This window comes from Nonomuraea sp. KM90 (genome assembly GCF_052246675.1).
Classification (GTDB): domain Bacteria; phylum Actinomycetota; class Actinomycetes; order Streptosporangiales; family Streptosporangiaceae; genus Nonomuraea.
The window spans coordinates 12,754-31,230 of the sequence record NZ_JBQQCB010000121.1; the positions used below are offsets into that span (position 1 = coordinate 12,754).

Here is an 18,477-nt window from a genome sequence, read left to right on the forward strand (position 1 = left end):
TTCATTACACTTCGCCGACTTGTTGGTCCTGACCTGTTACTAGACAATGTGTTCGGTGAACAAAGGCATCCCGCTGACCAAGGACTTCGCCAACGGCGGCGTCTCCTTCTGGTACCGGCAGATCGGCCTGCCCGCGCGGCGGCCGGCGCTGCCCGGGCCGCGTGACTACGACGTCGCCATCGTCGGCGGCGGCTACACCGGCCTGTGGACCGCTTACTACCTCAAGCAGGCCGACCCCGGCCTGCGGGTCGCGATCCTGGAGCGGGAGTTCGCCGGGTTCGGCGCGTCGGGGCGCAACGGCGGGTGGCTGTCGGCCGAGTTCGCCGGCTCGCGCAAGCGGCACGCGAAGGCGCGCGGGCGGCAGGCCATGATCGATCTGCAGCACGCGATGTTCCGGTCGGTCGACGAGGTCATCGAGGTGGCCCGCGCCGAGGGCATCGACGCCGACCTGCACAAGGGCGGGCTGATCCACGTCGCCACCAACCCGGCCCAGCGGCGGCGGCTGCGCGCCGGGGTGGCCGACCTGCGGGCCTGGGGATACGGCGCCGACGACGTGCGGCTGCTGGAGCGCGACGAGCAGCGCGAGCGGGTGCAGGTGGCGGGGGCGCTGGAGGCGTCGTACTCGCCGCACTGCGCCCGCATCCAGCCCGCCAAGCTGGCCGTCGGGCTGGCCGGGGTGGTGGCCCGGATGGGCGTGGACATCTTCGAGGACACCACCGTGACCGAGATCCTGCCCCGGCGGGACGGCGGGAAGGCGTCGGCGGTGACCACGCGGGGCGTCGTCTCGGCCGACTACGTCATCCGCGCCACCGAGGGCTTCACCGCGAGCCTGGCCGGGCAGCACCGGCAGTGGCTGCCGATGAACAGCTCCATGATCATCACCGAGCCGCTGCCCTCCGAGGTGTGGAAGCACATCGGCTGGCAGGGCAACGAGCTGCTGGAGGACGAGGCGCACGCCTATGTCTACGCGCAGCGGACGGCCGACGACCGGATCGCGATCGGCGGGCGGGGGGTGCCGTACCGGTTCGGGTCGCGTACCGACCGCAGGGGGGTCACCCAGCCGCAGACGGTCGAGCTGCTGTGGCGGATGCTGGTCAAGCTGTTCCCCGCCGCGGCCGACGTCCGCGTGGAGCACGCCTGGTGCGGGGTGCTGGGGGTGCCGCGCGACTGGTGCTCGACCGTGCACCTGGACCATGCCAGCGGCCTGGGCTGGGCGGGCGGCTATGTCGGCAGCGGCGTCACCACCACGAACCTGGCCGGCCGCACGCTGCGCGACCTGGTGCTGCGCCGGGAGACCCCGCTGACGAGGCTGCCGTGGGTGGGCCGGCAGGTGCGGCAGTGGGAGCCGGAGCCGCTGCGGTGGGCCGGGGTGCAGCTCATCTACGCGCTGTTCAGGGCCGCCGACCGGCACGAGAACGAGCGCGGCACCGCCACCTCGGCCTATGCCCGCCTGGGGAACCTGATCTCGGGCCGCTGACTCCTAGCCGGGGCCCGCGCCGCGCCACGGATCGTAGTCGACCTCGAGCGGCTCCTGCGGGGGCCGCTCCGCCTCCGGGACGTGCTGCAGGTTGACCCGGATGCGATACCACACGCTGCTGCGCCCCCGCATGCCGTCGACCAGCACGTCGGCGGGCTCCAGGCGGGCCGCGACGTCGGGGTGGCGGGCCTTCCAGCGCTCGAACCCCGCCATCGCCTCGTCCTTGTGCTCCGCCCTGGCGATCTCGATCACCGGCATCGTCTGCTGCCTGCGCCCGCTGCCCTTGGGCGGCTTGGGCGCGGGCCCGAGCTCCTCGGCCAGCTCCAGCAGCCCGTCGAGCGAGCCCGGGTGCAAGTCCATGTCCTCCCACGGGTCGCCGAGCTCGGCCAGCCGCTTCGGCACGGTGTCGACGGTGAACGTCTCGGGCCGGCAGCCGGGCACCTCGTCCCAGGTCAGCGGCGTGGACACGCGGGCGTCCCGCACCGCGCGCACGGAGTAGGCGGAGGCCACCGTGCGGTCGTAGGCATTCTGGTTGAAGTCCACGAACACGCCGTGCCGCTCCTCCTTCCACCAGCGGCTGGTGGCCAGGTCGGGCGCACGCCGCTCGACCTCGCGCGCCACCGTCTCGGCCGCCTTGCGCACCTTCGCGAACGGCCAGCGCCGCTCGATCCGGGCGTAGACATGGAAACCGCGCGACCCGGACGTCTTGGGCCACGCGACGAGCCCGTGGTCGGCCAGCACCTCCCGCGCCACCTGCGCGGTGCGCAGCACGTCGGCCCACTCCACGCCCGGCACCGGGTCGAGGTCGATGCGCAGCTCGTCGGGCCTGGCCAGGTCGTCGGAGCGCACCGGGTGGGGGTTGAGGTCGACGCAGCCCAGGTTGACCACCCACAGCAGCTGCGCCAGGTCGGTGCACACCACCTCTTCGGCGCTGAGCCCCGAGCGGTATTTCAGCTCGGCCACCTCGATCCAGTCGGGCCGCTTGGCCGGGGCGCGCTTCTGGAAGAACGCCTCCTGCTCGATGCCGTGCACGAACCGCTTGAGCACCATCGGCCGCCCGTGCACGCCGCGCAGCGCCGCCTCCCCCACGCTCTGGTAGAACCGGATCAGGTCGAGCTTGGTGTGACCGGACTGCGGGAAGATCACCTTGTCGGGGCTGGTGATGCGGACCTCGCGCCCGGCGACCTCGATGTCAGGCATAGGGTCACGATACGCGCGCCGACCGACAACCTCCGGGAGGCGGAACGGCCCCGCGCGACCGGACCCCGCGGGCCGCGGCCGGTGCGGTCAGCGGTCGCCGAAGGTGCCGTGGCGGCCGGCGCCCGCGGCGAAGCGGGCGGCGCCCTCGGAGGCGTCCGGCAGGGAGACCAGGCCGTGCCGCAGCTCGTTCCGCATCGCCTCCTCCTCCGCCAGGCCGTCCTGCTCCAGCACCGACAGCCGGTCACCGCGCAGGCACGCCTGCGGGAACCGCGCGATCTCCCGGGCCAGCTCCTCGGCGTGCTGCCGGGCGGTCCCGGTGGGGACGAGCCGGTTGGCCAGCCCCATCTCGTACGCCTCCGGCCCCGCGACGGGCCGCCCCGTGAGGATCAGGTCCATCGCCCGGGACGAGCCGATGAGCCGCGGCAGCCGTACGGTGCCGCCGTCGATCAGCGGCACCCCCCACCGCCGGCAGAACACCCCGAACACCGCGTCCTCCTCGGCCACCCGCAGATCGCACCAGAGGGCCAGCTCCAGCCCGCCCGCGACGGCGTGCCCGGCCACGGCGGCGATGACCGGCTTGCCCAGGCGCAGCCGGGTGGGCCCCATCGGCCCGTCGCCCTCCTCGCCGACGTGGTTGTCGAGCGCCTTGAGGTCGGCGCCGGCGCAGAACGTGCCGCCCTCGCCCCACAGCACCGCCACGTCGGCGTCGGAGTCGTCGAAGTCACGGAACGCGTCCGTCAGCGCGTCGGCGGTCTTGCGATCGACGGCGTTGCGCGCCTCCGGCCTGCTGATCACCACGGTGGTGACGGGACCCTGGCGTTCCACGCGTACGGTCATGCGACCCTCCTCGGGGGGAAGTGCGGGTTTCTCCTCGGGGACGTGCCGAGCGTACGCTCCCGGTCGGGCCGCGGCCAGCGGCCGGTCTTGTCGTTCACTCCTGCTATAGATTGCGCCGTCGTCTCAGATCTCACGGACCAGGATGGTGTTCCGGTGGACGCTTGGGGTTACCTCAGCAACGCGGACCGGCGGGAGTTCGCCCGGCTCGACGCGGCCTACGAGGCCGGCAAGCCCATGGGCGACGAGCACGACGAGGTGTTCGGTTTATGGGCGCACGAGAGGTTCTGCACGGTCCCGGCGGACGAGCGGCGCCGCCGGATGCTCCGGCAGGTGCTGGACAACGCGCCCGCCTGGTCCAGGAACGGGGTCGGCGGGCTGTGGCGCACCACCGGGTCCGCCGCGACGCCCTGACCCGGCTGCTGCCCCGCCTGTCCATCGCCGGCCGGTGCACGCTCACCGACCGTTTCCTCGTGGTCCGCGGCGACCTGCGCACCTACAAGATCCACCTGGGCTCGGGCAACATCCTCATGGAGCCCAACGACGCCTATCTGTGCATCGTCCCCGGCGGCGCCGGCGACCAGGTCTTCCTGCCGTTCGAGGAGGACGGCGGCATGTTGTCGATCGTCCTGTCGAAGGCGTTCCTGCTGGCCGCCGACACGGAGATCACCGACCCGTCGATCACCCGGCAGATCGGCGGAGCTGGGCGGTGATGCTCGGATGGCCACTCTCTAGAAGCTGACGGCGCCCTCCAGCAGCTCGTCGAACGGCACCTCCGCCGTACGGTCGATGCCGCGCAGCGGGCCGTGGTCCACGAGGCGCGCCTCGGCGTACAGGCGGGCCACGAGGGCCTTGCGCCCGTCGTCGAGCCCCCAGGCGGCCTGGTCCTCCAGCAGCGCGGCGGCGTACACGTCGGCCATGAACTGCGCCAGCGGGTAGAGCCGCTCCTCGGCCACCGAGCGCTCCAGCGCGGACCACGCCTCGATCGCCTTGGCCAGGTCGTCGATCCGCGCCCGCACCAGGTCGGAGGTGGCCAGGGCGCGCAGGCGGTCGAGGAAGGGCAGGTGGGCCTGCTCCTTGAGCATGGCCCGCCGCACGTCGAGGCAGAGGATGTTGTCGCCGCCCTCCCAGATCGGGTTGACCTGGGCGTCGCGCAGCAGCCGGGCCACCGGCCACTGCTCGATGTAGCCGTTGCCGCCGTGCACCTCGATCGCGTCGCTCGCCGCGGTCACGCCGAGCCGGGCGGCGCGCAGCTTGATCAGGGCGGGCGCGAGGCGCAGCCGGGGCCCGGCGAGACCGTCGAACACCATCGCCTGCGCGGCCTCGACCTCCACGATCAGCTCGGCCAACTTGCGGCGCATCAGCGGCTGCTCGATGAGCGGCCGGCCGAACGCCTCGCGCGCCCTGGCGTAGCAGATCGACTCCACCAGCGCGCGCCTGGCCACGCCGACGCCCATCATGGCCACGCCGAGCCGGGAGGCGTTGGTGAGCTTCATCATCGTCCCGAGCCCCGAGCCTGAGCCCGCGCCCGCCAGCAGGAACGCCTCCGCCTCGGTGAACTCGACCTCCGCCGACGCGACCGACCTGGTGCCGAGCTTGTCCTTGAGCCGCCGGATGCGCACCCCGTTGCGGCTGCCGTCGCGCCGCTCCCACAGCACCAGGAACGGGGCCACGGCGCCGTCCGGCAGCCTGGCCAGCACCACGAAGGCGGACCCGTTGGCGTTGGAGGCGAACCACTTGAACCCGGACACCCGCCACGACTCCCCGTCGGGCTCGGCCTGGGTCTCCAGCGCCGCCAGGTCGGAGCCGCCGGTCCGCTCGGTGAACATCTGAGCGGCCTCGCCCGAGTAGTAGCCGTCGGCGAAGATCTCCCGCACCCGTTCGAGCACGTCCGGCGGCGCGTGCTTCTCGGCGAGCGAGACCACCATGTCCCCGCCCGTGCCGAGCGCACAGCCCATCCCGATGTCGGCCTGATCGAGCAGGTACGTCCACGCCGCGGCCAGCGCGGACGGATCCGCCCCGTGCGCGCGGGCCTGCTCGGCGAACGACGGGGAGGTGAAGTTGTTGTCCATCAGCGCCCGCCGGGCGGTGTGGAACGACGGCGGCATGACGACCTGGCTGACGTCCCTGCCCCACTTGTCGTACTTCTCCAGCCGAGGTGGGTTGCGGTCGGTCTCCTCGGCGCACTCGGCGACGAGGCCACCGGTCAGCTCGCCCAGCCTGTCCAGGTACGGCTCCGCCCAGGCGAGGCCCTCCTCCCCCAGGTGCCGCCGCATGAGCAGGCGCAGCGTGGGGTCGCAGCGCCACCAGTTCCGCCCGGCCGCGCCCTGGTAGCGCTCGGTGGCGTAGCGGTCGCTGCGGTCGCCGCGGTCGAAAGCTTCGATGAGATACCGGCCCATACTCGCGAGTGTTACATATACTCGACACGCGATGGAAGAGCGTAACAATACCTTGAGCGCCCGATCGGCGGTCCTGAGCGCGCTGCTCGGCAGCCACCCGCCCCGCCTGTCTGCCCGCCACCTGGTGCGCATCGGGGCCCTGTTCGGCATCGCGGAGGGCACGGTCAGGGTGGCGCTGTCGCGCATGGTGGCGGCCGGCGACCTGCTGCCGGCGGACGGCCAGTACACGTTGTCGGAGCGGCTCGTCGAACGCCAGGCCAGGCAGGACGAGAGCCGCGACCCGCACACGAGGCCGTGGGACGGCACGTGGGAGGTGGCCGTGGTCACGGCCGAGCGGCGCGCGCCCGCCGACCGGGCCGCGTTCCGGCACGCGATGGGCGCGCTGCGCCTGGCCGAGCTGCGCGAGGGCACCTGGCTGCGGCCGGCGAACCTGGTGCGCGCGCTGCCCGAGATCGTCACGGCGCAGTGCACGCTGATCGACGGCCGCCCGCGACGCGACCCCACTCCCCTGCTGTGGGACCTCGACGGCTGGGCCGCCGAGGCCGGCGCGCTGGAGCGGGCCCTCGACCGGGCCGAGGGGCTGGCCGAGGGCTTCCTCGTCTCGGCCGCGGTGCTGCGCCATCTGCTGGCCGACCCGCTGCTGCCCGAGGAGCTGCTACCGGCCGGGTGGCCGGGCGCGCGGTTGCGCGCCCGCTACGACGACTTCGACCGCCGCTACCGTGAGGTCCTGCAGCGGCATCTCAGAGGCTGACACCGAAGACCGCCCGCTTGCCCCTGAACTCGGTGACGCTCCACAGCTTGCCGCCCTGCACGGTCAGGTCCTCCGGCCCGATCGGGAACGGCCGGGTCACCGGCTCGCCGCCCTGGTAGACCAGCAGCCTGCCGTTGGCGGCGGCGCCGGCGGACTGGCTCAGATACCACGTGCCGCCGTGCGATGTCGCCCCCTGGATCTTGGCGTGGCCCATGACGAACGCGTCGACGGGCTCACCCCCGGCCAGGTCGAGATCCCAGCGCCCGACCCAGCCGTCGGTCTTCTTGTCCTGGTATTCGCCCGTGATCAGCCGCGGCGTCCCGCCGCTGCGGTCGATCGACACGAACGAGAAGTGCGGCCCGGCCTTGGCCACCTTCCAGAAGTCGGTCTGCGGGATGACGTAGCGGTAGCCGAAGGCGTGCAGTTTGCCGCCGTGGCGCCCGACCCGCTTGGCCTCGCCCAGGTCGTTCTGGGCGGTGCGCAGGTCGAGCAGGTTGTTCAGGTCGAAGACGCGCAGGCCGCGCTTGGTGTCGGCGACGTAGAGCAGGTCGCCGTAGCAGGCGATGCCGCCGGCGTGGATGTCGATCGGCGCGTACGACCCGTCCGGCGCGGCCACCACGAGCAGCGCGTGCTGGTATTTCAGCGACGTGGGGCTCAGGAACGACACCCTGATCCCCCGCTCGCCGGCCTCCGGCTTGAAGTACCAGCTCACGATGAACGCCGGCACGCCGATGTTGCCCGAGTCGTCGCTGCCGGTGAGGCCCTGCGGGTACCAGTCGGGGGTGTCCTGGTCCTTGTCGTCGAAGGCGTACCACTCGGCCGGTTTCGGGCGCATCGCGCCCATCGCCCCGGCGGCGCCCTTCCTCCTGGCGACTCTGTTGGCCCCCGCCAGCACCGCTTCGACGGCGGTGCTGCCGACCTCGCCCGCCAGCTTGGCCGCCCCCTCCGCCAGGTCACCCGTCGCCCGAACCAGGGCATAAGGGGCTTTATCGGTGGGAACCATCCCCGAAGCCGCCATATCTCCCTCACCTTTTCCGTCTCTTGACCAGTTTGACGGATCGGGGACGGCCAAGGTTGGCGATCACTTCCACAAATGCACGGGCAACCCCGACAACGCCAGTTCGCGGTAGCGCCGCACGAGCCGGCGCCGGTCCCCGCCGAAGCGCGCCAGCGCCTCCCGCTGCCACACCGAGCCGGTGCGCCGCGTCCGCGTCCGCTGCGCGATCACGCCCAGCGCGCGGTCGGCGTCGTGCGGCGCCACCCCCGCGCCGAGCAGCCCTTCGCGCGCCTCGGGCAGCAGGGTGAGCACCAGCTCGGCGGCCTCGAACTCGCCCTCGCTGCCGGGCCAGGAGAGCTTGGCGTCCAGCCCGTGCATGGCCGCGTGGTAGAAGTTCTGGTACGCCGTGGCGAACCGGTAGCCGGTCAGGTCCCGCTCGGCCTGCGACAACGTGAGCCCGAGCAGGAAGGCGGTGTTCGCCGCCATGTCCGCGCACGATGGCCCCGCGGGCAGCGCGCGCATCTCGATCCGCAGGTGGCCGCCGTCCACCGGGTCGTAGACGGGGCGGTTCCACTGCCAGATCGTGCCCTGGTGCAGGCGCAGCTCCGGCACCTCGTGCGGCTCCGCCCCCTCCGTCAGATCGGGCACCACGGGGTCGTAGTCGCGTACGTACCGCTCGAACAGCTCGTACGCCCCCTCCCGCACCCAGTCCGAGCCGAACGTCACCCGCCCGTCCCGCCGCTCGCGCCGCTGCACGTCCCGGTCGTCGGCGGCCTCCTCCATCAGCGCGATGCGCGTCTCCTCCCACAGCTCCCGCCCCAGGAAGAACGGTGAGTTGCCGCACGCCGCCAGCACCGGCCCGATGGCGAGCTGGGCGGCGTTGAACAGCCGGGCGAAGCGCTCCGGCGGCGTGCGGATGTGCACCTGCCAGGAGGTGTTGGCGCTCTCGAGGATCACGTCCTCCACCGAGAGCTCCAGATCGTCGATCTTGACCAGGAACGGCTCAAGCCGCAGCCGCCTGATCCCCCTGCTCATGGCCCGGTAACGGTTCTGGTCGCTCATCGCGCCCAGCGTGAAGTCCTCGGTGTCGAGCGTGGGCAGGATGCCGATGGGCAGCGCGCCACCGCCCTCGACCGCCCCGTCCACCTTGGTGATCGTCTCCTGCACCTCGTCGCTCATCGCCTCGAAGGGCGTGCCCTCCAGGGGTATGGGGGTCAGGTTCACCTCGATGTTGTAGCGCCCCAGCTCCAGCACGACTCGGGGGTCGTCCAGCGCCTCCTGCACCTGGCTGTTGTGCGGCAGCGGCCGCCCCTCCTCGTCGATCAGGAACAGCTCCAGCTCGGCCCCGATCGTAGCCGGGCCCTGGCCGAAGCCGGGGGTATCGAGCAGCCCGCGCAGCACGGCGAGCTGCTCCTGGATGCGTTCCCCGAAGCGGACGTACTCCGCCTCAGTAAATCGCTCTTTATCCAGATCTCTTCCCATCACCACCCTCTGTCCGATTTACCAGCATTGACACCTCACCAGCGGATACTGCCGGCATCCTCCAGATAGGCCCCGGTGGGACCCTCGGCGCCGAGCGTCGCCAGCCGTACGGCGATGGCCGCGCCCTGCTCGGCCGTGCGGAACCCGGTGCGCTCGTTGAGGTCGGTGGCGCAGTAGCCGGGGTTGGCCGCGTTCACCTTGATCGGGGTGCCCGCCAGCTCCTTGGCGTAGCAGACGGTGATCATGTTGAGCGCGGTCTTGGAGGAGTTGTACGGCAGATGGTTGAACGCCCCGAACGGGCTCTCCGGGTCGCTCGCCATGGCCAGCGAGCCGAGCTCGCTCGACATGTTCACGATCCGGCCGGCCTCCGACTCGCGCAGCAGCGGCAGCATGGCGTTGGTCACGGTGACGACGCCGAACACGTTGGTCTCGTAGACCTGCCTGACCAGCGCGGCCGTGGTGGCGCTGGGCTGCAGGGGGGCGAAGCCGCCGGTGATCCCGGCGTTGTTGACCAGGACGTCGAGCCGGCCGTACGCGCCGTCGATCCACTTCGCGGCGGCGGCCACGCTGTCCTCGTCGGTCACGTCGATCCGCACGTACGGCTGCCCGAGCCGCTCGGCGGCGGCCCGGCCGCGCTCCTCGTCGCGCGCCCCGACGATCGCGGTGACACCCTGCTCGGCCAGCAGCCGCGCGATCTCGTAGCCGATGCCCTTGTTGGCGCCCGTGATGAGCGCGATCTTCGTCATGCCTCCACGTTCGCCGAGGTCAACGCGGTTCGGGAGAGACCTGGAGAGGCTGGGATCGGCAGTACCACCCACGCGATGCCTCCGTCGCCGAGGATGGAGGCATGAACCGCGACGAACTCGCCACATTCCTCCGTGCCAGGCGCGCCCGGGTCACCCCGGCGGACATGGGCCTGCCGGGCGGCGGGAGCCGCCGCACGCCCGGCCTGCGCAGGCAGGAGGTCGCGCAGCTCGCGGGCATGTCGATCGACTACTACATCCGGCTGGAGCAGGGGCGCGGCCCGCACCCGTCGCGGCAGGTGCTGAACGCGCTGGCCAGGGCGCTCATGCTGAGCCAGGACGAGCGCACGCACCTGTTCCAGCTCGCGGGCCAGCCGCTGGACCCGCCGCGGATCAGGGAGGACGTGCCCGGGAGCCTGCTGCACCTGATCGCGTACCTGGAGGAGGTGCCGGCGTACGTCCTGGACGCCCGCTACGACCTGCGCGCCTGGAACCCCATGGCCGCCGCCATCATGGGAGACCTGGACACCCTGCCGCCCGAGCGGCGCAACGTCATCCGCTGGGTCTTCATGTCCCCCGACATCGCCGATTTCTTCGACCACGACGAGAAGGGCCGCTTCGCCCGCGCCTCCGTGGCCGACCTGCGGATCGCCGCCGGCCGCTATCCCGAGGACCGCGCCCTCCAGGCGCTGGTGACGGAGATGCTCGCGCTCAGCCCCCAGTTCGCCGAGCTGTGGGCCAGGCACGAGGTCGAGGTGCGCAGGGAGCAGCGCAAGCGGATCAATCACCCGGTGGTCGGCCCGATCGACACGATCTGCCAGGTCATGCCGGTGCCCGACCGCGATGACCTGCGCCTTGTGCTCTACACCACCGAACCGGGCTCACCCTCGCACCAGGCCTTGCGCGAGCTGCGGCAGTTGACCCTAAGCTCATGAGATGAAAGCGGTTGCCTTTGACATCTTCGGTGGCGAGCTCGACGTCCGCGAGCTGCCAGACCCGTCTCCCGCCCCGCACGGAGCGGTGATCAGAGTCGAGGCGACGGGATTGTGCCGGTCCGACTGGCACGGCTGGCAAGGACACGATCCCGACATCAAGATCCTGCCCCACGTTCCGGGCCACGAGCTGGCGGGCGTGGTGGAGGCGGTCGGCCCCGACGTGCGGGGCTGGGCGCCCGGGGCGCGCGTGACCGTCCCGTTCATCTGCGCCTGCGGCACCTGCCCGTCCTGCGCCACCGGCGAGCAGCAGGTCTGCGAGCGGCAGACGCAGCCGGGCTTCACCCACTGGGGCTCGTTCGCCGAGTACGTCGCCATCGACCACGCCGACGTCAACCTGGTCGCCGTCCCCGAGGACATGGCCTACGCCACCGCGGCCGGTCTCGGCTGCCGCTTCGCCACCGCCTTCCGCGCCGTGGCCCAGGTGGGCCAGGTGCGCCCGGGGGAATGGGTGGCCGTGCACGGGTGCGGCGGCGTGGGCCTGTCCGCCGTGATGATCGCGACGGCCGCCGGGGCGCGGGTCGTGGCCGTGGACATCAGCACCGACGCCCTGCACCTGGCCGAGCGGGCCGGGGCCACGCACTTCGTCAACGGCTCCGCTGGCGACGCGGCGGCCCAGGTCAGGGAGCTGACCAGGGGCGGCGCGCACGTGTCGATCGACGCGCTGGGCAGCCCGCAGACGTGCGCCGCCGCCATCGAGAGCCTGCGCCGCCGGGGCCGGCACGTCCAGGTGGGGCTGCTGCCGGGCGGTCCGACGCCGGTGCCGATGGACCGGGTGATCGGCCACGAGCTGCGGCTGCTGGGCAGCCACGGCATGGCCGCGCACGCCTACCCGCCGATGCTGGAGATGATCAGGGCCGGGATCCTGCACCCCGACCAGCTCGTCACCCGCACGATCGGGCTCGCGGACACGGGCAAGGCGCTGGCCTCGATCGGCTCGGTGCCGGGCGTCACGATCATCACTCCTCGATCTGCACCCGGAGCGTTCTGAGCACCAGCGCCAGCATGCCGTAGTGGGCCACCAGCATGACCAGCTCGATCCTGCCTGCCTCGTCGTAGCGGTCGCACAGGGCCGCCCACGTCGCGTCGGTGAGGTCGCCGGCGTAGTGGAGGTCGTCGGCCACCTGGAGCACGAGCTGGTCCTCGACCGACCAGAGGGCGTCCGGGTGGCGCACCGACTCGATCTCCTGGCCGGTGAGCCCAGCCTCGCGGGCGATGCGGGCGTGCTGGGCCCACTCGTAGGCGCTGTCGCTGTGATAGGCGGTGCGCAGGATGGCCAGCTCCCGGTCCCGGGCGGGCAGCGTGCCGTTCAGCAGCGCGCCACCGAAGCGCAGCCATGCCCGGTACAGGTCGGGGTGGCGGGCGAGGGTGGCGAACACGTTGTACGGATGGGCCTTCGTGAAGTCGTCCCACTCTTCGGGGGGAAGTGGCCGCACGCGGGGGTTCATGGTCGTCAGCATCCCTCACAAAACCGGGCGCTTGATAGGGCACATCGACATCAGCCGAATTCTGCACGTTATTTGCCGCATATCTAGAAGGACTTTTCACAATTGGGTCAATACGGCAGGATAAGGGGGCCCGCAGACGTTGCAAGCCTGGTCGACCGCAAGGACGCATGGTGATTCGAACGTTGCTCGCAGAGGACATGCACCTGGTACGAGGGGCGCTCGTGGCGCTGCTGGCCTATGAGGACGACATCGAGGTCGTGGCCGAGGTGGAGCGGGGAGACCGCATCCTCGCCGCGGCCAGCGCCTGCCGTCCCGACGTGGCGGTGATCGACATCGCCCTCCCCGGCAAGGACGGGCTCGCCGCCGCCGGCGAGCTGCACAAGGAGTTACCCGGGTGCGGGGTGCTCATCCTGACCGGCGTCGGCACGCCCGGGCTGCTCAAGCGGGCGCTCGACGTGCACGTGCGCGGGTTCATGGCCAAGGACGCGCCGCCCGGCCGGCTGGCGGACGGGATCCGCAGGGTCGCCGACGGCGAGCGGGTCATCGACTCGGAGCTGGCGATCGCGGCCATGCGACCGGCCGACGCGCCGCTGACGCCGCGCGAGCTGGACGTGATCGGCGCCGCGGCGGACGGGGCGTCGATCGGGGAGATCGCGGCCTCGCTCTACCTGGCCGAGGGCACGGTGCGGAACTACCTGTCCAGGACCGCGGCCAAGCTGGGGGCGCGCAGCCGGATCGACGCCGTCCGCATCGCCAGGGAGTCAGGCTGGATCTGAGCCCGTGTGGGCCGCCAGGAAGGCCAGCACGTCGGCGGCCCGCCCGACGGACCTGCTGACCGCCCGCGCGCCGTGGCCCACGTCCGGCTCGTACCTGAGCAGGACCGGCCGGTCCCCGCCCGTCGCCCACTGCAGGGCGGCGCACATCTTGCGGGCGTGCATCGGGTCCACGCGCGTGTCGGCCGCCGAGACGGTGAACAGCGTCGCCGGGTAGTCCGTGCCCTTGCCGACGTGGTGGTAGGGCGAGTAGCCGAGCAGCCAGCCGAGGTGCTCGGGGTCCTCGGGGTCGCCGTACTCGCCGGTCCAGGACGGGCCCAGGCCGCTGAGGTGGAAGCGGGCCATGTCGAGCAGCCCCGCCGAGCACACCGCGGCGGCGAACAGGTCGGGCCGCTGGGTGACGGCGGCGCCGACGAGCAGGCCGCCGTTCGACTCGCCCCAGATGCCGAGCCGGTCCGGTGTAGTCCAGCCGTCGGCGATCAGCTTCTCGGCGGCGGCCACGAAGTCGTCGAACACGTTCTGCTTGCGCTCCAGCATGCCGTCCCGGTGCCACGCCTCCCCCTCCTCGCCGCCGCCGCGCAGGTTCGCGATGGCCAGCACGCCGCCCGCCTCGACCCAGGCCAGGGAGTCGGCGGCGTAGCCGGGCATGAGGGGGATGCCGAAGCCGCCGTACCCGCTGAGGATCGTCGGGCGCGGGCCGCCGTCCGAGGGGCGGGCCACGACGACCATGCGCACGGGGGTGCCGTCGGCGGAGGCGTACTCGATGTGCCGGCTGCTCACGGCGGGCAGCGTGACGCGGCCGGGCGCGGCGGCCCAGAGCGTGGCGGCCTCGGTCCGGGCGTCGTAGCGCCAGATCTCGGCGGGGGTGACCGCGTCGGTGTAGGCGAACCACGCCTCGTGACCGCCCTCCGGACGCGAGGTGAGCGAGGCGACCGTGCCGCTGCCGGGCAGCGGGACGGTGCCCAGCCGCTCGCCGGTACGGGAGTGGTGCACGGCGATCTCGCCGACCGCGTGCCGCGTCCTCGACACGAGCAGCCGATCCCCGTCGAGCACCGTGAACGCGCCCAGCACCGCCTCCCGGTCCTCCGGGACGAGCTCGCGCCACACGCCGGGCTCCCCGGGGTCGGCGACGCAGAGCCGGCGCCGGGGCGCGTCGCGATCCGTGAGGAGGTACAGGCGGCCGTCGCAGGCCACCGCCCCGGCCGTCCGGGCATGCGACCCGTCCTGTACGGGGCGGAGCCTCGGGACCGCCGGATCCCCCTTGGACAGGTCGGCCAGCCAGAGCGAGCCGCCCGACGCGGTGCCCGCGGAGACCGTCAGCCACCGGCCGTCGGGGCTGATCTGCACGCCGTACGAGACCGGGCCCCTGGTGAAGACCGGGATGTCGTCACCCCGCACGCCCACCCGGTGCAGCAGCACGCCCTGGCGGAAGCGCACGTAGTAGAACGCCTCGCCGCCCGGCAGCCAGGCGACCGCCGAATAACGGCAGCCGCCGATGGGTCCGTCGACGACGGCCCCCGAGCCGACCTCCCGCACGTACAGGTCCGCCCGCTCGTCCCCGCTCCGCGAGATCTGGTACGCCAGGCGCCGGCCCTCCAGGTCGGGCTGCCAGTCGTCCAGCGTCGTCAGCCCCGTGGGGTCCAGCTCCATGGGGTCCAGCACGACGCGGTCGTCGCAGCAGAGCACCGGGTGCTCCTGGGAGGTGGACTGGCGCAGGTGGAAGCGCCTGCGGCCGCGCCACACCGGCGTGGTCACCAGCCCCGTCTCCCCCAGCTCGGTCAGCCGGGCCAGGAACCGCTCCCGATGGGCCAGCCTGGCGGCGCTGTCGTGCCACAGCCGGTCCTGCGCCGCCAGCCAGGCGCGCGTGCGGGGGTCGGCGGGGTCCTCCAGCCAGCGGTACGGGTCGTCGATCGGGTGGCCGTGGCGGTGGTCGGTGATGGGGAGGCGTTCGGCGGGCGGATAGCTGTCTGGAAATTTCATGACACGGGCTCCGGGTGCCAGTGGCAGGCCAGGTCGGCGTACAGGGGGGATCGCCTGACCAGCTCGTCGTGGGTGCCGAGGGTGATCTGGGGGCCGTCCATGAGCAGGACGCGGCGGGCGCGCAGGGCGGAGGAGAGGCGGTGGGCGACCACGATGAGCGTGCCGCCCCGCCTGGCGAACGCGTCCTCGGCTCTGGCCTCGGCGGCGGGGTCGAGGTGGCAGGTGGCCTCGTCCAGGACGGCGAGGGGGGCGGGGGCGAGGTAGGCGCGGACGAGGGCGATGAGCTGCCGCTGCCCGGCCGACAGGACGCGGGGCTCGACCACCGCCGCGTACCCGCCCAGCCCGGCCACCAGCCCGGTGGCCCCGACCGCTTCGACGGCCGCCTCCACCCGGGCCCGCCCGGCGTCGCGGGCGTGGTAGGCGAGGTTCTCCAGCAGCGTGCCGCGGAACACGTACGCCTCCTGGGGGATCAGCACGCGGGCGGCCGGGTCGAGCCGGCCGGCGGGCACGCCCCCGACCAGCACCTCCCCCTCGCCGGGCCGCAGCAGGCCGCTGACCAGGGCGGCGAGCGTGGACTTGCCCGCGCCGCTGGGACCCACGACCGCCAGGTGGTCGCCCTCGGGAACGGTGAGGTCCAGGCCCTCGACGATGGGGGCCGAGCAGGGACCGTAGGCGAACGTGACGGCGTCGAACCGCACGTCCGAGGTGAGGGGCCGGATGCGCGGGCCGGGCGGCGGGGCGGGCGGGGCCATGGCCAGGATGCGGCCGAGCGAGGCGGCGAGCCGGACGCCGCTGACGCCGAGCCCCTGCACGAGGCCGCCGAGCGCCGGGGCCAGGGACTGGGTGACGTACGCCAGGGTGCCGACGATCACGCCGGGGCCGAGCCCGCTGTCGAGCAGCCAGGGCGTGCCGGCCAGCACGAGGACGACGGGCAGCCAGCCCCCGACGGCGAGCGCGGCGGTGCGGACGGCGGTCACCCCGGCGAGCGCGCGGGCGGCGGCGGCCTGCGCCGCGACCTTCCGGTCCAGCCGCCCGGCCACGCGCTCCCGCAGGCCGCACGCCTCGATGTCGCGCAGCCCGCCCGCCATGTCGGTCATCGCCTCGGCGAGGTGCTCGTCGGCCACGAGGAAGGCGCGCTGCCGCCGGCCCAGCGCGGGCAGCGACGCCAGGAACAGCCCGAGCCCGGCCAGGAACGGCGGCAGCACCAGCACGATCGTCTCCGGGGCCAGCGTCAGCAGGCCCAGCACGACGCTGACCAGCGTGAACACGAAACCGCGCACGGTGGTCACCACCGCCGCGAACGCGTCCCTGGCCAGCTCGACCTGCAGCCCGGCCCTGGCCACGGCGGCGCTGTCCCGGCCTGCGCCCGGCTCCTGGCGCAGGGCCCCTTCGACGACGTGCGCGAGGAGGTCGTCCCTGAACGGCTCCGCGACCGCAGCCACGGCCAGCACGACCTGCCGCGCGGCCACCGCCCCGGCCAGCCACGTGAGGCCGAGCGCCGCCAGCCAGCCGAGCCCGACCAGCGGCTCGGCTGGGGCGAACCCGTCCTCGATGGCGCGGGCGACGGCGTGCCCGATGAGGAACGCGGGCGCCGCCTCCACCACCGACCAGAGCCCCAGCCTGACGAGCTGCCCCGGCTCCCGCCGCAACGCCCGCCAGAACATCGCTCGTCCGCCCTCCGGCGCGTTCATGTCGCGTCCCCCTGGAAGACCGCCCGGTAGGCCGGGTCCTGCCACAGCACGTGGTGCGGCCCGCACGCGCGCACGGTCCCGTCCTCCAGCCAGACGACCTGGTCGGCACGGGCGGCGGTGGCGAGCCGGTGGGCCGCGATCAGGCGGGTGCGGCCGTGGTGGTCGGTGGTGAGTGCCCGGCCGACCTGGCGCTCGGTCACGGTGTCGAGGCTGGAGGTGGCGTCGTCGAGCACCAGCAGCCGCTCCCCCTGGGCGAAGGCCCTGGCCAGGCCGATCCGCTGCCGCTCGCCGCCGGACATGGGCGCGTCCCTGAGCGGGGTGGCGTAGCCGAGGGGCAGCCGGCGCACGAACGCGTCCGCGCACGCGGCCCCGGCAGCCTCGGCCACACGGCCGGGCACGGGGTCCGGGGCGATGGCGTCGCCGATCGTCTCGCCGACCAGTACCGGGCGTTCGAAGGCGTACCCGATGGCCCGTCGCAGCTCCTCGCCCGTCAGCTCGTCCAGCGGGACCCCGTCGAGCAGGACGGTCCCGCGCTCGGGGTCGGTCAGCCGGCCCGCCATGGCGGCAAGGAGCGACTTGCCCGCCCCCGACCGCCCCACCACGGCGGTCACCGAGCCGCCGGGGAGCGTGAGGTCGCCGACGGCCAGGCCGTTCGCGGCGACGTCCCGGAACTCGACCGTCCCGGGTCCGGGCGGGAGCGTGCGAGTGCCGTGCGCGACCGGCGTCAGGTCGAGGACCGCGGACACGCGCTCGGCGGCGGCGCGCGCCCTGGCCAGGCCGCTGACGTGGCCGAGCGCCGTGCTGAGCGCCGCCCCGAACACGGCGTAGCGGGCGGCCGCGTACAGCTCGCCGATCGTGAGGTCGCCGGCGGCGAGCATGAAACCGCCCACGGCCAGCACGGCGACCTCCAGCAGCGGCACGACCAGGCCCGAGCGCACGGCGGCCGAGGCGTTGGCCCGCCACAGCTCCATCCCGTGCGCGCGCAGCCCCGGCAGCGGCGCCAGCACGCGTCCCGCCTCCTGCGCGGCGGTGCCGGCGGCGGCGATCGTGCGCGCGCCGTCCATGGCGTCCACGAGGCGGGCGGCGATCTCGCCCTGCACCTCCTGGTAGCCGCCGGCGATGGCGGTCGTCGTGCGCAGGAAGCCCCGCAGGACCAGGACGATGAGGACGATGCCCGCCCCGAGCGTCAGCGTCAGGACGGGGGCGATGAGGGTGAGGGCGACCAGCGCGCCCGCCGTGGGCACGAGCAGCGCGAGCGCGCTGGTCACCGTCTCCGGCGCGCGGCCGACCTCCTCGGCGTTCAGGCCGGCTCGGGTGACGAGCTCGCCTTCGGGGAAGCGGCGGGTGGCCGCGGGCCCGGTGCCGAGCACGTGCCGCAGCAGGCCGGAGCGGAGCGTGGCGGCGGCGTGGGCGCCGCTGGCGCCGCGCGCCCAGACGCCGAGGCTCTCGCAGAGCATGACGGCGGCGACCGCGCAGGCGCAGAGGGCGAGCCAGGGGGTGCCGCCCGCCTGGCGGGCGACGAGGGCGTCGACGGTGCGGCCGATGAGGTACGGGATGGCCAGCTCGCCGGCCGCCCCCATGATCGCCGTGACGGCCAGCACGGCGGGCCAGGGGCCCCCGCGCCGTACCGCGCCGATCACGAGCCGGTCACCTGCCCGCACGCCGCGCCCTCCTCCGTAGCTGGGAGTGGTCCCGCGCCATCCCGGACGG

The 18,477-nt window shown here is 73.4% G+C and carries 17 protein-coding genes; 7 read left to right on the plus strand and 10 right to left on the minus strand.

Features of this window, described 5'->3' with window-relative positions; all coding sequences use genetic code 11:
• The first annotated feature begins 46 nt into the window (after nucleotides 1-46).
• Entirely contained in the window at nucleotides 47-1,477 is a 1,431-nt protein-coding gene (locus tag ACTWPW_RS52205) for an NAD(P)/FAD-dependent oxidoreductase (RefSeq protein WP_443173320.1), read from the plus strand.
• A 3-nt stretch (nucleotides 1,478-1,480) separates the two neighbouring features.
• Here ACTWPW_RS52205 and ligD read toward each other — a convergent pair whose 3' ends face one another.
• Complete coding sequence (gene ligD, locus ACTWPW_RS52210) at nucleotides 1,481-2,677, minus strand: non-homologous end-joining DNA ligase (protein WP_375109650.1); 1,197 nt, start codon at nucleotides 2,675-2,677, stop codon at nucleotides 1,481-1,483.
• An 87-nt stretch (nucleotides 2,678-2,764) separates the two neighbouring features.
• Complete coding sequence (locus ACTWPW_RS52215) at nucleotides 2,765-3,514, minus strand: crotonase/enoyl-CoA hydratase family protein (protein WP_375109649.1); 750 nt, start codon at nucleotides 3,512-3,514, stop codon at nucleotides 2,765-2,767.
• Nucleotides 3,515-3,667: 153 nt separating this feature from the next.
• Between ACTWPW_RS52215 and ACTWPW_RS52220 the strand changes: the two genes are divergently transcribed.
• Both ACTWPW_RS52220 and ACTWPW_RS52225 read left to right on the plus strand, forming a co-directional pair.
• The gene (locus ACTWPW_RS52220; RefSeq protein WP_375109648.1) at nucleotides 3,668-3,925 is read left to right on the plus strand and encodes a hypothetical protein; all 258 of its coding nucleotides are present in this window, start codon (nucleotides 3,668-3,670) and stop codon (nucleotides 3,923-3,925) included.
• Nucleotides 3,892-4,224 carry a DUF7737 domain-containing protein gene (locus tag ACTWPW_RS52225; RefSeq protein WP_375109647.1) on the plus strand — a complete coding sequence of 111 codons (333 nt, stop codon included), beginning with the start codon at nucleotides 3,892-3,894 and terminating at the stop codon, nucleotides 4,222-4,224. Before ACTWPW_RS52220 ends, ACTWPW_RS52225 begins: the two co-directional genes overlap by 34 nt.
• An 18-nt stretch (nucleotides 4,225-4,242) precedes the next feature.
• On the opposite strand, the gene ACTWPW_RS52230 is transcribed toward ACTWPW_RS52225, so the two are convergent.
• Complete coding sequence (locus ACTWPW_RS52230; RefSeq protein ID WP_443173321.1) at nucleotides 4,243-5,910, minus strand: acyl-CoA dehydrogenase family protein; 1,668 nt, start codon at nucleotides 5,908-5,910, stop codon at nucleotides 4,243-4,245.
• 31 nt (nucleotides 5,911-5,941) lie between these two features.
• Between ACTWPW_RS52230 and ACTWPW_RS52235 the strand changes: the two genes are divergently transcribed.
• Entirely contained in the window at nucleotides 5,942-6,661 is a 720-nt protein-coding gene (locus tag ACTWPW_RS52235; RefSeq protein WP_443173322.1) for a PaaX family transcriptional regulator C-terminal domain-containing protein, read from the plus strand.
• On the opposite strand, the gene ACTWPW_RS52240 is transcribed toward ACTWPW_RS52235, so the two are convergent.
• The 3 genes from ACTWPW_RS52240 to ACTWPW_RS52250 form a co-directional block, all read right to left on the minus strand.
• Nucleotides 6,651-7,679 carry a hypothetical protein gene (locus ACTWPW_RS52240; protein WP_443173323.1) on the minus strand — a complete coding sequence of 343 codons (1,029 nt, stop codon included), beginning with the start codon at nucleotides 7,677-7,679 and terminating at the stop codon, nucleotides 6,651-6,653. The genes ACTWPW_RS52235 and ACTWPW_RS52240 overlap by 11 nt on opposite strands.
• 63 nt (nucleotides 7,680-7,742) lie before the next feature.
• Nucleotides 7,743-9,140, minus strand: a complete 1,398-nt coding sequence (locus ACTWPW_RS52245; protein WP_443173324.1) for a glutamate--cysteine ligase — start codon at nucleotides 9,138-9,140, stop codon at nucleotides 7,743-7,745.
• Between the two features lie 35 nt (nucleotides 9,141-9,175).
• Nucleotides 9,176-9,886, minus strand: coding sequence for an SDR family oxidoreductase (locus tag ACTWPW_RS52250; protein WP_443173325.1), 711 nt, complete (start codon nucleotides 9,884-9,886; stop codon nucleotides 9,176-9,178).
• Nucleotides 9,887-9,987: 101 nt separating this feature from the next.
• On the opposite strand from ACTWPW_RS52250, the gene ACTWPW_RS52255 reads away from it, so the two are divergent.
• Nucleotides 9,988-10,818 carry a helix-turn-helix transcriptional regulator gene (locus tag ACTWPW_RS52255; protein WP_375109641.1) on the plus strand — a complete coding sequence of 277 codons (831 nt, stop codon included), beginning with the start codon at nucleotides 9,988-9,990 and terminating at the stop codon, nucleotides 10,816-10,818.
• Nucleotide 10,819: 1 nt separating this feature from the next.
• Nucleotides 10,820-11,866: a zinc-dependent alcohol dehydrogenase family protein gene (locus ACTWPW_RS52260; RefSeq protein WP_375109640.1), complete on the plus strand. Its 1,047-nt coding sequence runs from the start codon at nucleotides 10,820-10,822 to the stop codon at nucleotides 11,864-11,866.
• On the opposite strand, the gene ACTWPW_RS52265 is transcribed toward ACTWPW_RS52260, so the two are convergent.
• Nucleotides 11,835-12,323 carry a carboxymuconolactone decarboxylase family protein gene (locus ACTWPW_RS52265; protein WP_443173326.1) on the minus strand — a complete coding sequence of 163 codons (489 nt, stop codon included), beginning with the start codon at nucleotides 12,321-12,323 and terminating at the stop codon, nucleotides 11,835-11,837. The genes ACTWPW_RS52260 and ACTWPW_RS52265 overlap by 32 nt on opposite strands.
• A gap of 170 nt (nucleotides 12,324-12,493) precedes the next feature.
• Here ACTWPW_RS52265 and ACTWPW_RS52270 point away from each other — a divergent pair, with 170 nt between their 5' ends.
• Nucleotides 12,494-13,099, plus strand: coding sequence for a response regulator transcription factor (locus tag ACTWPW_RS52270; protein ID WP_364122083.1), 606 nt, complete (start codon nucleotides 12,494-12,496; stop codon nucleotides 13,097-13,099).
• On the opposite strand, the gene ACTWPW_RS52275 is transcribed toward ACTWPW_RS52270, so the two are convergent.
• The 3 genes from ACTWPW_RS52275 to ACTWPW_RS52285 form a co-directional block, all read right to left on the minus strand.
• Nucleotides 13,085-15,076 carry a prolyl oligopeptidase family serine peptidase gene (locus ACTWPW_RS52275; RefSeq protein ID WP_443173327.1) on the minus strand — a complete coding sequence of 664 codons (1,992 nt, stop codon included), beginning with the start codon at nucleotides 15,074-15,076 and terminating at the stop codon, nucleotides 13,085-13,087. The two genes, ACTWPW_RS52270 and ACTWPW_RS52275, sit on opposite strands and share 15 nt — an antisense overlap.
• Nucleotides 15,073-16,767 carry an ABC transporter ATP-binding protein gene (locus tag ACTWPW_RS52280; RefSeq protein ID WP_443173328.1) on the minus strand — a complete coding sequence of 565 codons (1,695 nt, stop codon included), beginning with the start codon at nucleotides 16,765-16,767 and terminating at the stop codon, nucleotides 15,073-15,075. Before ACTWPW_RS52280 ends, ACTWPW_RS52275 begins: the two co-directional genes overlap by 4 nt.
• Nucleotides 16,764-18,477 (minus strand): ABC transporter ATP-binding protein (locus ACTWPW_RS52285; RefSeq protein ID WP_443173329.1); only part of this gene is annotated, 1,714 nt, incomplete at its 5' end. The genes ACTWPW_RS52285 and ACTWPW_RS52280, both read right to left, overlap by 4 nt.